Raw genomic sequence first — 15,947 nt, forward strand, 5'->3', positions numbered from 1 at the left:
AGGAACACCGCGTGAGTGGACTGAATCAGAAGGATATCGACATCCTGCGTGCGTATGCCGACCAAGGCAACCGCGAGCTCTATTGGAACTATCTGGCGCAGAAGCCAGGTAATGATGGCTACGGCCTGCTGGCGCTGGGCGTGGTTCGCAACGACAACCTTCCCGGGCAGGTGGCCAACGCCTATGCCCAGCTGGAAGCAAGCGACCAGCACGATCGCAACCCCGGCCTGCGCAACCGCGTACTGACCGAGCGCGACTGGGAAGCCTTTGGGCAGACGCTGTTGAAGGAGGATCTGGAGCGCCGTGAGGAATGGGTGGGCGCGGGCGAACCTGCCAGGGCACTCAACCTGCCTGGGCGCGATGTACAGCAGGCCCATGATGAGGCCTTCAAGCTGCACCATCTGGACCCGAACTGCTGGACCCCGCGCATCCTGCTGGAAGCCACCCGCAAGAATGTGAGCGAGGACGCCGCCGAGAAGGTCTGGCAGGAGATGCTCAACAACGACAACCGGGGCCTGAGCCGCGCAACGAACACAGTGGGCCATGCCTACGCCGCCATGCCCTGGGGACAGGCAACGGCCTACGTGGCCAAGCTCGGGTTCTATGAAGCAACCATGGCTGCTCAGGCCCTGCCTGCCACCAATCCGAATGTGATCGGTATACGCAGTTCGTACCACGTGTATGACGAGAAGGCTGGCACGTGGCACCACCACCCCCAAGGTGGCTTCCCGATCCAGGAGCGCAATGCGCGGGTGCTCGAGGGACTGAACGAAACGCGCGAGGTGCGCCTGGAGCGCGAGCAGAAGGCGACCCAGTTCCATCCCGATGATTCCTACCGGCAGCGGATCGAAACACCCAAGGTGGTGCTCAACGACCTGCCCGGGCAGGAGCCGGAGACCCGTTTGGCCGGGCTTCGTCCAGGCGATGCCCACTACCCGCTGTACCAGCAGATCCGCGGACATGTGGCCTCGCTCGACGCCAAACATGGGCGCAGCTTTGACGAGACCAGCGAACGGCTGACGGCCAGCCTTACCGCGCTTGCCGTGGAGAACGGACTTGAGCGCGCCGACCATGTAGTGCTGAGCCAAGGCACCGCCGATGGCCCTGTTGGCCGAAATGTCTTTGTTGTCCAAGGCGAACTGGCCGACCCGGCGCATCGCCGCGCTTCAATGCCGACCGATATCGCTGTGCAGACGCCGGTGGACCAGTCCATGCGGCAGCTGGACGTCGCCGGCCAGGAGCGGCAGCAGCAGGCCTTGGCACAGACCACGCAGCAGGAGCTGGACGCCCGCGTTCGTGAATGCCAGAGCCAAGTGATGCGTATGGGGTGATGCGGCTCGGTTACGGATCGTCCAGCGGCCCTTGCCAGACTCCAGCCGTGGCCCGACCCCAGTTCCAGGTTGAGTAAGCTACGCAGACGCACCCCTGCCCAGACAAGGAACGGTAATGGCCCATCAGTCACAGGAAGCAGCTGTCGCCGTCATGATTGATTGCGACAACGTGTCGCCGGATATCGTTGATTTCGCGCTGCTGATGGCTGCGCAGGCGGGAAGAGTTACGGTCCGCCGGGGTTACGGAAATCGGACCACGCTTGGCAACAGCTGGGAACAGACGCTGGTACGGCAGGCATTTACGCCCTGCCTTCAGTTTCAGTACGCCTCGAAGAAGAACACGTCCGATATCGCTCTGGCGCTCGACGCACTTGAGACCCTCTTCGACAAACGTGCTGACACGTTCTGCTTAGTAACGAGCGACAGCGACTTTGCTTACCTCTGTCGCAAGCTGAGAGAGCGCGGGGCCACCGTCTACATTGTCGGCGAAGCCAAAAGTCCGGATGCCCTGCGCAATGCGTGCGACCGCTTTTTCGAGTGGACGCCTGAGGCCCAGAGTGATGCCAAGGCCAAAGACCTGGATACTCCTGAGGCCGCTCCCTCAACACCCGTCCTGAAGCAGGAAACGAAACCTGCGCAAGCGGGTCCGCTTCCGAAGCGGCGGCCGCGCTTTGTTGTAGAGGCGGTTGCGCTGCTGGCTTCGTCCAGCCCGGATGGCCGGGTGACATTGAACTCTCTTGGGCAGTATCTGAAGCGTGCTGACCCGGCGTTCAATCCTACTGTTTATGGCCACTCCGGATTGTTGAGCATGGTCAAGACATACGATCTGCTGACCCCACATCTGGAGGAAGGTGGTCAGTGGACGGTGAGCTTGGCGCCGAAGATGGAGCCGTGAGCTGTTGGCTTAAGCTCCCTCGTCAAGCAGACACTTCTAATGGGAGGTCGGTGCCAGAGGAGTTCCCACGCTACGGGAACATCATTTGGGATGGTGAAGAGCTTTGGAATTCGCTTTTTCTCGTGGCCACCAAAGCTCCATGGACTGCGCCAGTCGCGGTCGCAGTCTTTGAGACTGCTCAGTGTCAACGTCCCACCCGGGCTTCCCTGACCCCCCAGTGCTGCCTCCAGCGATACCCCCTCTTCACCCACGGGACGAAATTGGACATACTGTCCACTGAATTCCCGGAGCATCCATGAATACGTACGAGCTGATCGACCTTTCCCTCCAGCGCTTTTCAACGAAGGAGGTCGCCCAAGCCCTTGGAGTTGATCCGAAGACCGTCAAACGCTGGCAAGTTCGCGAGACCGAGCCCAAGCCCTACATTGCGGACGCCATCCGCCAGCGCCTGCTTCCCTTCGGCGACCCGCCGACAGGCGAAGGAAAGTTCCGCTTCATCGACCTGTTCGCCGGCATCGGCGGCATCCGCACGGCCTTTGAGAAGCAGGGCGGACGCTGCGTCTTCACCAGCGAGTGGGACCCCTATGCTGTGAAGACCTACAAGGCCAATTTCCATGACGGCCCAGGGCACACTTTTGCCACGGATATCACCAAGGTTCATGAGAGCGACGTGCCGGACCATGACGTCCTGCTGGCAGGCTTCCCTTGCCAGCCGTTCTCCATTGCAGGTGTTTCGAAGAAGAACGCACTGGGTCGACCACATGGCTTCTCCGACAAGACGCAGGGAACGCTGTTCTTTGACGTGGCCCGCATCATCGCCGAGAAGAAGCCGCGCGCGTTCCTGCTTGAGAACGTGAAAAACCTGATGAGCCATGACAAGGGTCGCACGTTCGCCACCATTATCGATGTGCTGCAGAACGAGCTGGGCTACCAGGTCAAGCACAAGGTCATCAATGGCAAGCACTTCGGCCCTCAGCACCGCGAACGCATCATCATTGTGGGTTTCCGTGAGCCAAACGACTTCGACATCCACAGAGTCGAGCTGCCGAGCTTTGACGATGCTCCGAAGATGGGCTCCGTCCTCCACAGCCAGGATGGAACGGAAGCTGCTGACTCCCCCTACATTGACGGAGCGAAAGGCAAGGTGCTTGAGAAGTACACGCTCTCGGACAAGCTTTGGGAGTACCTTCAGAACTACGCTATCAAGCATCGCGACAAAGGGAACGGCTTCGGCTTCGGACTCGTTAACAGCGAAAGCACCTGCCGCACGCTTTCTGCTCGCTACTACAAGGATGGATCAGAGATCCTTATCTCGCAGGGTGCCAAGAAGAATCCCCGCCGCCTTACACCGCGCGAGTGTGCGCGCCTGATGGGGTTCGATGACAACTTCCGGATTCCCGTTTCCGACACTCGCGCCTATAAGCAGTTCGGCAACTCGGTGGTCGTTCCCGTCATAAGTGAGGTGGCCCGCATCATGGCGCCTTACCTGGTTGACAGCGCGGCGGCTGAGCCGGCGAAGCCGGCAAAGAAGAATGCGAAGGCCTGACATTGGTCGACAGTCTCACTCCAGAGCAACGATCCGCGCAGATGTCCCGCATTCGCGGGACGAACACCAAGCTGGAGGTCCTCGTCCGCAAGGCCCTTTATGCCAGGGGATTCCGCTATCGGTTAGGTGGGGTTGGGTTGCCTGGGCGGCCAGATATTGTTCTGCCCAAGTACAGAACCGTGGTGTTCGTACACGGCTGCTTCTGGCATGGGCACAACTGCCCACTCTATAGGCTGCCAAAGACGCGACCAGAGTTCTGGGCAGATAAGATAGGAAAGAACAGGTCGCGAGACGAGCGGGTGGTTGTAGAGCTCGAATCGGCGGGCTGGCGGGTCCTGACGGTTTGGGAATGCTCCCTGCGCGGCAAGTCCGCGAGTGAGCAGGCTTCATTCCTTGATAGCTTGGCCAGAGAATTGCGAGAAGCCGCGCAGTGAAGAGGAGACAGGAGTGGAGATGAATTTCATGGAACAGACCTCAGACCAGTGGTCACTGGTAGACGCGCTACTCGCCCGCAGCGGCAGGCTGTTCCTGAAGAAGCTTTCGCGTAATGACTCTTCGTGGGCCAATGAGGGCGGGGGCCATCAGTACGGTTTCTATGTTCCCCGCGCTGTGCGCGAGTCTGGCTTCTTTCCCGAACTTCATGCGCGGGAAGACATCCCGCACATTCTCGAAGCCGAATGTCCTTCCTTTTGGCCTCAGACCGGAGAGATCAGACAGGATTCCCGCGTCAAGTACTACAGCAACAAGCAGTCCGAGTGTCACTTTACAAGGATTCCCCCAGAGCTGTTTAGGGGCCTGAATCCAGCTTCTTGGCTGCTGGGTGGAACGCTTACGGAACCCGAAGGAACCGCGCATCACTGGTTCATAGTGATCGACTCAACATCCGCTGAGGCAGAGCTTCTTGAAAGTCGCCTCGATATTCAAGCAGATTTTCATTTTACCCTCTTCAGCCCTTCCGATTTCAAGCGAGCGTCATCCATTGAGGCAGATGAGGCGGCCGAGCTGATCGAGGAGATCGATGCAGCACTTCGGAATGGCACGATTGAAGCCCTCGTCGCAAAGTACTCCAAGCTCCCTAGTCCGGACATGCTTGCGACCGCGGCGCGGGCAGATTTTCTCAGTTCGGGTAAAGCAAAGGCCTTTGATCCTTGGACGATCAAGAGGCCTGGCGACGCGCTTATGCGTGTCAGCCGGGACATCGAGTTCTCCATCTACCGAAGGTACGAGCTTCGCATGAGAGCAGTCGAAGTCGCCAAGGTACTGTCTGGGTATGAGCGCACTGCGACGGCCGCTGTGCGCGGCTTCCCCTCGATGGACTCCATATTTCTTTCTGCCAGCCAACAGCGAAAGAGTCGTGCAGGCAAGTCGTTCGAAGGACACTTGGCAGCGATGTTGACAGCTGGCGGAGTCCGATTCGAAGCGCAGGCGATTCTTGGGCAGCGACGCCCTGACTTCGTTCTTCCGGACCAGGCAACGGTCGCATTGGACAAGAGCCGGAATTTTGAAGATGCGGCCATTCTTTCCGCCAAGACCACCTTGCGTGAACGCTGGAAACAGATCACTCATGAGCGATTCAACTGCGCCATCTTCCTCGCGACCGTGGACGATCGCATCTCAAAGGAAGCACTGGCAGACCTTCAAAGGGCTGAGATCACCCTCGTAGTGCCGGAATCATTGAAGATGAAGACCAATGAGTCTCTCTACTATCAAGACTCAAACGTGATCTCCTTTCGTGAGTTCTTCGACGAAGAACTGGCACGAAAACGACCATCGCTTCTTCTCGCTGGCTGACCACCGGTGCAGCCTAGTCGTCCACTCGCTCATCCCCGTCTTAGGGACTGCGTTGGCCGCTGCGCGACCGCTGTGAGCCATTGATCCTGCGCGCAGGCATTCTCCGGTCATCAATCCGGCAATGAGCTTGTGGCCCACGGTATGGCTTCATGTATGCAGCGCTTGGTTCAGGCGGGGCCGACCGTAGGTGCGGCGACGCTGGGCCTGAATGCTCCAGAAGTTCCTCACCTAACCCAGCGCCAAGATCTGGCAAGGGCTCGGCCAGCCTTCGCAGATAGTTGTGGCCCGAGGCAGAAAGCGTCAGATAATTGGCACGTTCGGGGCACTGGACGTCGCCTAGCGTCCTGAATAAGGTTGGCGCTAACGGAACTCAACACGCTTGGAGCCTATACAGAACAGCAGAGGCAAAGCATCTACTCGCTGCACGATTTCATCTTAATCGCAGCTGAGCGTTTACGGAGACCCTATCCTTCACGAGCCGTCAAAGAGTAATGCATGCTTGAACTCAGCTGAATTGGCAATCAAGCGCGCAACAACATACAGCAACGCGCTGTAGTAAGAGTGCGCACCGCCCGATGAACCCTATAGAATCTTGCATATTATCAGGAACACACCCATGCGTGGAATCAGCAACCCCGACCTCATGAACCTTCCGGATCCCTCAAGACTCATCTTCGGGCTTAGGGATACTGGCTATGATTTCAATACAGCTGCTGCCGACATCATCGATAATTCGATCGCCGCGGGCTCTACCGAAGTAAACATTCAAGTCGACCTCGAACGCGACGGGAGGAAGTTTGTATATTTCGGGGATAACGGCAGCGGCATGGACGAAGCCCAACTGTTCAACGCAATGCGATATGGCGCACCGAAGAGGTCAAACATCAAGAGCCTAGGAAAGTTCGGGCTTGGCCTTAAAACTGCGTCCAGCTCCATCTGCCTTAAGTTCACTATAGTTACAAGGGCCTCCTCAGAAGCTTCACTTATTAAGCTGGCGTGGGATCTTGACCACGTCCAGTCCAACAACGCTTGGGAGATGCTGAAGGAACCAGTGACTCAGGATGATGAGCAAAGGTTTAATGACCTATGTGGCGATCACGGCACCTTGCTGATCTGGTCAAAATGCGATCGACTGCTATCAAAAGACTACGAGCAGGCAGGCGGCACGCAGGAGCGCCGTGCGGTCACGTCTCGAGTTGAGAAGCTGCGGGATCACATTTCGATGATCTTCCACCGATATCTCAACGCTTCCAATCCTGAGTACGCAAATGTAGCAATCTCGGTTAATGGGCAATGGGTGAAGCCATGGGACCCCTTCTTCACCGAGCGCTCTGAGCAAGTGCTGCCTGAGCACGCCCAGAGGATCTCAGTTCAGCTGGAGGATGGCACTACGCATGAGGCTCGCATGCGCGCTTGGATTTTGCCGCACAGCAAGGAGCTCAATGACGAGGAGAATGAAAGAGCAAGAATCTCTAGTCGCGCGCAGGGCTTCTACATTCATCGCGAAGGAAGAATCATCCACCACGGCGGTTGGCTAGGCGTATTCAGGTCAGACGATCCACACTACTCCCTGCTGCGAGTCGAATTTGACTTCGACCACAACCTGGACGAAGCCTTCAAGATCGACGTAAAGAAGTCCCGAATTCTGTTTGACCCGGCATTGGAGGAGTTCCTGAAGGCGCAACTCACGCCCTTCTGGAAAGAAGCCGATAAGCGCTATAGACGCAAAGACAAGGCGATCGCGGTTGGGCTCACGATGAACCACCAAAGTGCCAACAGAACAATTGCTGCGACCAACGCGCAAACCGCCGCTGTGGCATCTGTGGACGCGTCTACGCAGACGGCCACCGTGAACAACAATCACGGGCAGGGGATCAAGCTGCACGTTCCTGTTGAGAGCAATGTCAACCCAAAGTCAGTGTATGTCGAAACTGTCGATGACATCACGAGTGGGCATGTATGGGAACCTGCGATGCGTAGCCCTGGCCAAGCGGGACATAGCGTGGGGGTTCGCGTCAACAAACACCATGATTTCTTCCAGAAGATCTATTTCCGCGCTGCCTCTCAAGGTTACACACTTGATGGAATCGACTACCTGCTTTGGGCGTTTGCTGCTGCAGAAATTAACAACTCAAATCCCGAGTTAACGCCTGTATTCGAAGACCTTCGGGACGAGATCTCCATGAACCTTAAGAAGCTCTTGCGCGATACCCCTATTGCTGATGCCGGCGCCATCGCGGGCGCGCTCGACTCCGACGAGCAAGACTAAGCATGACGACGAGCAGAGCCGAGCTACTAAGATCAACCCTGCAACTGGGCGTAGGCGCAGCTGTTTCGGTTGAAGAGTTCACAGCCGGACCCCGATCCGGCTGGAGAGCTCATTTCACTGATCTCCGGAGCCTAAATGGGCCTACTTGCACAATCACACCCTACGGGCTGAAAAGGTACAAGGTGCGGCTTGCCTTTGGAGACTACGCTGGTTCGTGCATTAGACAGATGAGGATGGCGGGCGAAGAGCAAGTCATTAGTGCGAGAGCACTGCTGAACAGAATACCGTTGACCTATAGTCTGAGCATCACAGCTGGACAAGACCGTACCAACTGGCTCGTTACAGACGGCTTGTTCTCAGTCGATGTCGCTGGCAATGCAGTTTCGAATCATGGAACCGAAGCTGCTATCGCAGCTGTGGCAAACGAGGTTGCAGTTCCCCTTCTCGCCTCGATGGCTGAACTAATTGGCTATGACGAGGTTGGCACCAGCGTTGACGAGGGGAACGTAGAGGGCAACGCAATTGAGACTACATATCTTCGCAGGGAGAGGAGTCGGCGGAATCGATTCCTTTGCATGTCAATACATGGAAATAAATGTATAGCCTGCGGATTTGACCCTGTCGGCAACTATGGAGCGCAAGGCAACATCATTGAGGTTCACCATATAGAGCCGCTTTCCGCATTGGACGAACCGCGCATCTACTGCCCCGAGACCGACTTGATTCCTCTTTGCCCAAATTGTCACAGGATTGTTCACACAAGGCGACCCTTCCCATACTCTCTAATTGAGTTAAAGGCAATCCTCCAAGATGCGTAGCGATCAGATGTCTGACTGGCCAAATGACTTCGACAAGCTATGCATGTCGATCCCCGAAGGCTGGACTGTTCGATCAACAGTTGTTGAACCGGTACTGCGTGTAAGCAGAGTCGACTCTCGCTACTTCGTCAGCCTCGTTTCCATCTCCACCACCCGACGGGGCGGCGACTTGCTTCTGTCTGCACCCAGACTTGAATGCAACTGGGTTGCAGGCGACTCACTCATCTACCCGCTACCCATCGACTGCGGGGACACAGTAAGGGAGGCGCTCTGCGGCAGGGATCCAGAGGATTTGAGATTCTCTGGGGTTCTAGCATTACATGCCGCGAGTGGCGCGCACCTGCAGGTGGTTCTGGATGATTCGGTTACCGCATCGGCGAGTGAGATGGCTGAAGAGCACTCAGCTACTCAGGTCGTGCCTGGACTTCAAGCCAAGCTCTACCCTTATCAAGCCCAAGGAGTCGCGTGGATGAGGCAAGCAGTTTCCACCATGGGTGGGGCGCTGCTTGCCGACGAAATGGGACTGGGCAAGACAGTCCAGGTTCTATCACTGCTACTACTGATCCCCCCCTCAGGCACCGCACCCGCACTGATTCTCTGCCCAACAACTCTCATCGCAAACTGGATGCAGGAGATTCAAAAGTTCGCTCCTACGCTGACGGTGAAGATACACCGTGGGTCCGCTCGTGCAAACCTACCGCGAGAACTGCTTGGTACGGATATTGTTCTCACGACGTACGACACAGCTGTCAACGACCTTGTGCTGTTCCGCGCGATAGAGTGGTCATGGATCGTCTGCGACGAAGCTCAAGCCTTGAAGAATCCGGACTCGCAAAGACGCAGGGCGGTGAGCCAGATTCCAAGAAGACACATGCTGCCCGTTACAGGTACTCCAATGGAGGTCAAGCTGCTAGATCTGTGGTCTCTGATTGATCTTGCCATACCCCTTGCGCTTGGTCCGCGGACCAGCTTCGAATCCGAGTATCCAGACACGCCTGAGCGGGCAACGACGCTTGGCGCACTGGTTGCTCCTATTGTTCTACGACGCAAGGTCTCTGACGTTGCCACCGACTTGCCTGAGCGAACCGATGTAGCTGTTCCGCTTGAGCTAACTGACGACCTAGCGACGTCCTACGAGAAGACTCGTTCTTATGTCCTTGAGCGCTACGGTATGGCAGGAGCGCTAGTGGCAACTGGGCAACTTCAGCTGTTCTGCGCGGATCCGAGGCTCCTTCGACAGGTAGATAGCAATATCAACGTCGCTGGCGATCTCTCTTCCACTGAGCCCCCTCTTTCAAGCACAACACCAAAACTCGAGAGGGCGTCCGAGTTGATTCAAGAAGCTGTTCAGAATGGACGCAAGGTGCTCGTCTTTTCGAACTACAACGCCGTTGGCCCTATCCTCCGCGAGGCGGTGGCGTTTTCCTCAAATGGATACTGGAACCAAATCAACGGCTCAACACCCCACGCCGATCGCCAGGCAATCGTGGAGCAGTTCTCTGCGCATTCTGGCCCATCCGTGCTGGTACTCAACCCCCGAGCTGCTGGCGCTGGACTCAATATAGCGGCTGCCACTGTCGTCATACACTTCACACAGGTGTGGAATCCTGCGTTGGAGGCACAAGCAAGCGCTAGAGCACACCGCCGTGGACAGACGTTGCCCGTCACGGTCTATCACCTTTACTATCTAAATACCGTGGAGCAGGTGATGCTCGAAAGGGCTCAGATGAGAAGAGAGCTCGGAGACGGCGCCGTGCGGAGCAGCGCAGAGTTTGAAGATAACATGACCCGCGCATTGACAGTCAGCCCAATCAGACGATGACGAACAAGACCTTTGCGAAGTACCTGAGCGCGAATGATGCCGGCAAGACCGGAAGCCACCAAGCGGGCATTTTGGTTCCACGAACCGATCCCGAGCTCCTCAGCTTTTTCGCCTGCTTGGACCCGCGAAAACTCAATCCAGACGCATGGATTTGTTGCGTGGATGAGAGAGGAGAGCGCTGGCGCTTCAGGTACATCTACTACAACAACAAGCTCCACACGGCTAACGGTACTCGCAATGAATATCGCCTCACACACCTAACTAAGTACCTGAGATCGGCCGGCGCGTCCCCTGGCGACCGTCTAATGTTTTCTGCGACTCGGACGCCGGGTACATTTACGGTGGCGCTACAACCTCAAGGCGAAGTAGCTCTCCATCAACCACAGTCTGTCGTACTTAAAGGCTGGAGTAAGGTTCACTGATTTGGACTGCTCACTCTTCTACAGCGTCGACCCGACCATGTATCCTATCCCTCTCTCCCGCCTCCACTTGGGCGGCGCGGAGCAGCGGCTCGCGGGGGAAGGAGTCACCACCTTGGGGGGACTGCTTTCAAACATCGAGCTCGTTCCTAGCTACCTGAACAAAGTCCGCCGCCTCTCACATGAGGACGTTCTTTGCATCCGAAACAGGCTAAACACGGTTTCGATGACGCTCGATGGCATTGGCCTTATCGATTGGGACAGGTTTGATGAGCTCAGCGGGGTACAAAGCACTCACGCTGACTCGACCCCGACTACTCCGGACCATCTTGCGGAGAAAAAGTCCATCCAGGACGGATTGCATCTACTTCCCAGCGCCACCATCCAGAGTGGCGGGCAGTTCATCGATTCTCTTCCGGATGTACTAGCCGGTCTGATGCGTGTCCGTCATTCCCCGGTCGACGACCTGATACTAGAACAGCGGATTCTTAGGCTACCTGGCGAACGCCTGACCTTGGAAGAGATCGCTTCAGCTAGTCTTCCTGCCCTCACACGAGAACGTGTTCGCCAGAGGGAAGCTAAACTTTTGGAACACCTTTCCAGTTTGTTCCTAGGACAAACTGCGAAAGGTGTTGGGGCCCGGATTAGGCCCAGCTTCTCACTTTACTGGCAAAAGGCTGCTGAACAGCTATCGCACTCATCGCAGCTTACCGTCTATTGCTTCGTTGAAAGCTTGAGTAGTGCGTGGAACGTTGATCCGGCGGAGATATTGGCAAACCTTCCTTTGATTCTTGCGGTTCTAACGAGCAAGGCGACACTTCCCGCGGACGTCAGAACTCAGATCAACGAGGGGCCCGAGGTATTCTCTCCCATACCATCGGGCATTCAAGGCCTGTCGCTGACAGAGTTTCCCTGCGGAATCACGACCGGTCAGCTCGCGGCGTTAAGCTTGGGCACGGCGGACGATCTTTGGCGCTCCCTAAGGACAGGTCAAGCCCCTCCACCAACCACACCAATTGGCAAGGGCCTCCGCAATTTGGCACGCGCACTTTCTACCGCCAGCCTTTCCAATGAGATTGGGATCGACTGGTCAGTCTACCAAGCCTCAATGGAAATGGACTGCCTGCCAGAGGATGATCCATCTGATGCAAGTTGTTTCCTAAGCAACCTGCCGGAGTGGGTCGAACGCATCGTCGAGCGGATGAAGCTATCGTCAAAATCGCTTGAGATATACCGAGCTCGAATTTCAGTGGCGCGGACTTCGCGCCCGACTCTACTCATGTTGGCGCAGACCTTAGGAACGCATGGACCTTCCATCAAACGAGAGGAGTCAATCATGCTGCGCGCAATGAACGAGCTACTTGTGCAGCGTGAGCTTTGCTCGTCGGATGTCTGCATCGGCAGATCATTTCTCTCCTTCTGGACGAACGCTGCATCGTTCTTTGCGAAGTCGGACGGGGACTACGCTGCATTCGTCAGGAGCGCATCTATCTCGTGGGGAGTTTCGCGAGACTCGCGACCAGAGGCTTTTGAGGTGCTATGGGCAGTTCTCTCGCAATACCCTGGAGGGAGAATTAGACGACCAAGCTCCGCAGGAGACGCTAAGCAAACGTCCATGAACTCCGACACCGCTGGAACAATCACACTTCGCGGTTTTCACCGCCTACACTGATCAGGAATTCGCTTTCCATTCTTCTTCTTCGCTGCACCTCGCTGCGGAAATCAATCGGGCAGGAGGAGATGGCCCAAAGGCACGGCAGTTTTTGCCGCAACCAATCTTGGAGCTCCAACATCGCTAAGCAGCATCCAGCATCTAAGGACGTTTGTATTCAGGTGTAGCGGACCGACTGCAATCGCTGCGATGGGCTGGACGATAGGTGGATGCTCAATGGCGGATAGAAGAAGGGCGACTCGAGAGTCGCCCTTCTTCTATTATTCAAACCCCAACCGGATTAGCCTTCTCAGGATCAATCTTGTACTGCTTAATCGCCCGGGCAACATCCTTACCCGTCATCTTCCCTTCCTTCGCCAGCGCCGCAATCGCGGCATGCGCGATGTAGTACCGGTCAACCTCGAAGAAGCGACGCAGGTTCGCACGGGTATCCGAACGACCAAAGCCATCCGTGCCCAGCACCGTGTACGACATCGGCACGAACGCACGGATCTGGTCCGCATACGCACGCACATAGTCGGTCGCGGCAATCGCCGGGCCCTGGCGGCCTTCCAGCAGCTCGGTCACGTAGGCCTTGCGCGGCTCGGCTTCCGGGTGGAAGCGGTTGTAGCGCTCGGCATCGAAACCATCGCGGCGCAGCTCGTTGATGCTCGGGCAGCTCCAGATATCGGCGGTGACACCGAAGTCCTTGTCGAGCAGCTCGGCCGCGGCAATGGCCTCACGCAGGATGGTGCCCGAACCCAGCAGCTGCACGCGCAGCTCGCCCTTCTTCGGCTTGCCGGCGTCGGTGAGCAGGTACATGCCCTTGACGATGCCTTCCGCCGCGCCTTCCGGCATTTCGGGGTGGGTGTAGTTTTCGTTCATCAGGGTGATGTAGTAGTACTCATCAATCTGATCTTCCATCATGGCCTTGGTGCCGTGCTGCAGGATCACCGTCACTTCGAAGCCGAAGGTCGGGTCATAGCTGCGCACGTTCGGGATGCCACCGGCGACGATATGGCTGAAGCCATCTTCGTGCTGCAGGCCTTCACCGTTCAGCGTGGTGCGGCCGGCGGTTCCGCCGAGCAGGAAGCCACGGGTACGCATGTCTGCTGCCTGCCAGGCGATGTCGCCCACGCGCTGGAAGCCGAACATCGAGTAGTAGATGTAGAACGGCAGCATCGGCACGTTGGATACCGAGTAGCTGGTACCGGCCGCCATCCAGGAGCTGATCGCACCCGGCTCGCTGATGCCCTGCTGCAGCACCTGGCCACTCTGGTCTTCGCGGTAGAACATCAGCTGGTCCGCATCGACCGGCTTGTACTTCTGGCCGAAAGGCGCGTAGATGCCGATCTGGCGGAACAGGCCTTCCATGCCGAAGGTACGGGCTTCGTCGGCCACGATCGGCACGATGTGCGGGCCCAGTTCCTTGTCGCGCAGGGTGATGTTGAGGCTCTGCACGAAGGCCATGGTGGTGGAGTAGCTGCGCTCGCCGCTGCTCTTGAGCAGGCGCTCGTAGCTTTCCAGCTTCGGTGCGTTGAAGCTCTTGGTCGCCTTGCGGCGGCGCTGCGGCAGGTAGCCACCCAGGGCGGCACGGCGTTCCTGCAGGTACTTCACTTCCGGCGAATCCGGGCCCGGGTGGTAGAACGGCACCTGGCCATCGGCCAGCTGCGCGTCGGTCACCGGGATGTTGAAGCGGTCGCGGAAGTGGCGGACGGCATCGTCGTCCAGCTTCTTGGTCTGGTGGGTCGGGTTCAGTGCTTCACCCGCGCTGCCCATGCCGTAGCCCTTGACCGTCTTGGCCAGGATCACGGTCGGCATGCCCTTGGTGTTCACGGCCTGGTGGTAGGCGGCGTACACCTTGTGCGGATCGTGGCCGCCACGGTTGAGGCGCCAGATATCGTCGTCGGACAGGCCGGCGACCATCGCAGCGGTTTCCGGGTACTTGCCGAAGAAATGCTCGCGGGTATACGCGCCACCGAAGGCCTTGCAGTTCTGGTATTCGCCGTCGACGGTTTCCATCATCAGCTTGCGCAGGACGCCATTGGTGTCCTTGGCCAGCAGGGCATCCCAGTAGCCGCCCCACAGCAGCTTGATGACATTCCAGCCGCCGCCACGGAAGACGCCCTCCAGTTCCTGGATGATCTTGCCGTTGCCACGCACCGGGCCGTCGAGGCGCTGCAGGTTGCAGTTGACCACAAAGATCAGGTTGTCCAGGCCTTCGCGGCCGGCCAGCGCGATCGCGCCGAGGGTTTCCGGCTCATCGCTCTCGCCGTCGCCGATGAAGCACCACACCTTGCGGTCGGACTTCTCGATCAGGCCGCGGTTTTCCAGGTAGCGCAGGAACTGCGCCTGGTAGATCGCGGCGAGCGGGCCCAGGCCCATCGACACGGTCGGGGTCTGCCAGTAATCGGGCATCAGCCACGGATGCGGGTAGCTGGAGAGGCCACCGCCGTCGACTTCCATGCGGAACTTGTCCAACTGGGCTTCGTCGATGCGGCCTTCCAGGAAGGAACGCGCATAGATGCCCGGGGCGCTGTGGCCCTGGATGAAGAGCAGGTCGCCCGGGTGGTCTTCGCTCGGGGCGCGCCAGAAGTGGTTGAAGCCCACGTCATACAGCGTGGCGCCGGAGGCGAAGGAGGCGATGTGGCCGCCCAGGTCGCCCGGCTTGCGGTTGGCGCGCACGACGGTCGCCATCGCGTTCCAGCGGATGATGGAACGAATGCGCCATTCCAGTTCGGCGTTGCCCGGGCTCTTGGCCTCCAGGGTCGGCGCGATGGTGTTCACGTACTCGGTGGTGGGAGAGAACGGCAGGTAAGCACCCGAACGACGGGTCAGTTCCACCATGCCTTCCAACAGCTGATGCGCGCGCTCGGGGCCCTCGACATCAATAACGGCCTTCAGCGACTCGATCCATTCCTGGGTTTCCACAGGATTCGGGTCGTTGTTCAGCACCTCGTTCAACCAGTTCATTTGCGCTCCCATGACCGCACGCACGCGCGCGACTGTTTTAGATTTCTAGCCGCAAAGTGTAGCGCACCAAGGGGTTTGCTTACTTCGCTACGGTTGCGTATGGAACCATCCGGGCGTGTCCGGAAGGACAGCAGGCGACAGCGCGCGGGCCGGGCTTGAAGGTTCCACGCTGCATTTCAGCCTGCCCGGCGGCGATGACACCGGCGCGTCAGCAGGACAGCGCTGGACAGCGCAGCCGCTGCGGCAGAGGCGATTGGCGTGGATCGTGCGCGGCGGGAAGGCGTTCCAGCGTGCGTCGGCGTGGATCATCGGCCGCGTTCATCGGCCAGGAGGGCGCGCAGTGTTCCAACACAAGCACGCACCGTCGCACGCTGGATTCACCTGAACGCATCCCTGCCATGCGTGCGCCGCGGCTGGCCGAACGGGAGTTTT

11 protein-coding genes are annotated in these 15,947 nt (G+C 58.1%); 10 read left to right on the top strand and 1 reads right to left on the bottom strand.

Annotation, left to right across the window (positions count from 1 at the left end):
* Positions 1–11 precede the first annotated feature (11 nt).
* The 10 genes from HH110_RS15460 to HH110_RS15505 all read left to right on the top strand — a co-directional run bounded on the left by HH110_RS15460 (position 12) and on the right by HH110_RS15505 (position 12,563).
* The gene (locus HH110_RS15460; RefSeq protein WP_176990499.1) at positions 12–1,331 is read left to right on the top strand and encodes an XVIPCD domain-containing protein; all 1,320 of its coding nucleotides are present in this window, start codon (positions 12–14) and stop codon (positions 1,329–1,331) included.
* Positions 1,332–1,446: 115 nt separating this feature from the next.
* Positions 1,447–2,226, top strand: a complete 780-nt coding sequence (locus HH110_RS15465; protein WP_241696595.1) for an NYN domain-containing protein — start codon at positions 1,447–1,449, stop codon at positions 2,224–2,226.
* A 295-nt stretch (positions 2,227–2,521) separates the two neighbouring features.
* Positions 2,522–3,772 carry a DNA (cytosine-5-)-methyltransferase gene (gene dcm / locus HH110_RS15470; protein ID WP_176990500.1) on the top strand — a complete coding sequence of 417 codons (1,251 nt, stop codon included), beginning with the start codon at positions 2,522–2,524 and terminating at the stop codon, positions 3,770–3,772.
* A gap of 2 nt (positions 3,773–3,774) precedes the next feature.
* A complete protein-coding gene (locus HH110_RS15475) occupies positions 3,775–4,206 on the top strand; it encodes a very short patch repair endonuclease (RefSeq protein ID WP_176990501.1) in 432 nt (143 codons plus the stop codon).
* A gap of 19 nt (positions 4,207–4,225) precedes the next feature.
* The gene (locus HH110_RS15480; protein WP_206677559.1) at positions 4,226–5,563 is read left to right on the top strand and encodes a type II restriction endonuclease; all 1,338 of its coding nucleotides are present in this window, start codon (positions 4,226–4,228) and stop codon (positions 5,561–5,563) included.
* Between the two features lie 616 nt (positions 5,564–6,179).
* The gene (locus HH110_RS15485) at positions 6,180–7,832 is read left to right on the top strand and encodes an ATP-binding protein (protein ID WP_176990502.1); all 1,653 of its coding nucleotides are present in this window, start codon (positions 6,180–6,182) and stop codon (positions 7,830–7,832) included.
* A 2-nt stretch (positions 7,833–7,834) separates the two neighbouring features.
* Positions 7,835–8,650 (top strand): HNH endonuclease, encoded by an 816-nt coding sequence (locus HH110_RS15490; RefSeq protein ID WP_176990503.1) that lies wholly within the window; start codon positions 7,835–7,837, stop codon positions 8,648–8,650.
* A gap of 43 nt (positions 8,651–8,693) precedes the next feature.
* Positions 8,694–10,472, top strand: coding sequence for a DEAD/DEAH box helicase (locus HH110_RS15495; protein WP_176990504.1), 1,779 nt, complete (start codon positions 8,694–8,696; stop codon positions 10,470–10,472).
* Entirely contained in the window at positions 10,469–10,894 is a 426-nt protein-coding gene (locus HH110_RS19620; RefSeq protein WP_176990505.1) for an EcoRII N-terminal effector-binding domain-containing protein, read from the top strand. The genes HH110_RS15495 and HH110_RS19620 overlap by 4 nt, the downstream gene beginning before the upstream one ends.
* A 112-nt stretch (positions 10,895–11,006) precedes the next feature.
* Positions 11,007–12,563, top strand: a complete 1,557-nt coding sequence (locus HH110_RS15505; protein WP_176990506.1) for a hypothetical protein — start codon at positions 11,007–11,009, stop codon at positions 12,561–12,563.
* Between the two features lie 264 nt (positions 12,564–12,827).
* Here HH110_RS15505 and aceE read toward each other — a convergent pair whose 3' ends face one another.
* A complete protein-coding gene (gene aceE, locus HH110_RS15510) occupies positions 12,828–15,515 on the bottom strand; it encodes a pyruvate dehydrogenase (acetyl-transferring), homodimeric type (protein WP_123731337.1) in 2,688 nt (895 codons plus the stop codon).
* Positions 15,516–15,947 lie beyond the last annotated feature (432 nt).

Source organism: Stenotrophomonas sp. SAM-B, assembly GCF_013387485.1.
Lineage (GTDB): Bacteria > Pseudomonadota > Gammaproteobacteria > Xanthomonadales > Xanthomonadaceae > Stenotrophomonas > Stenotrophomonas maltophilia_AA.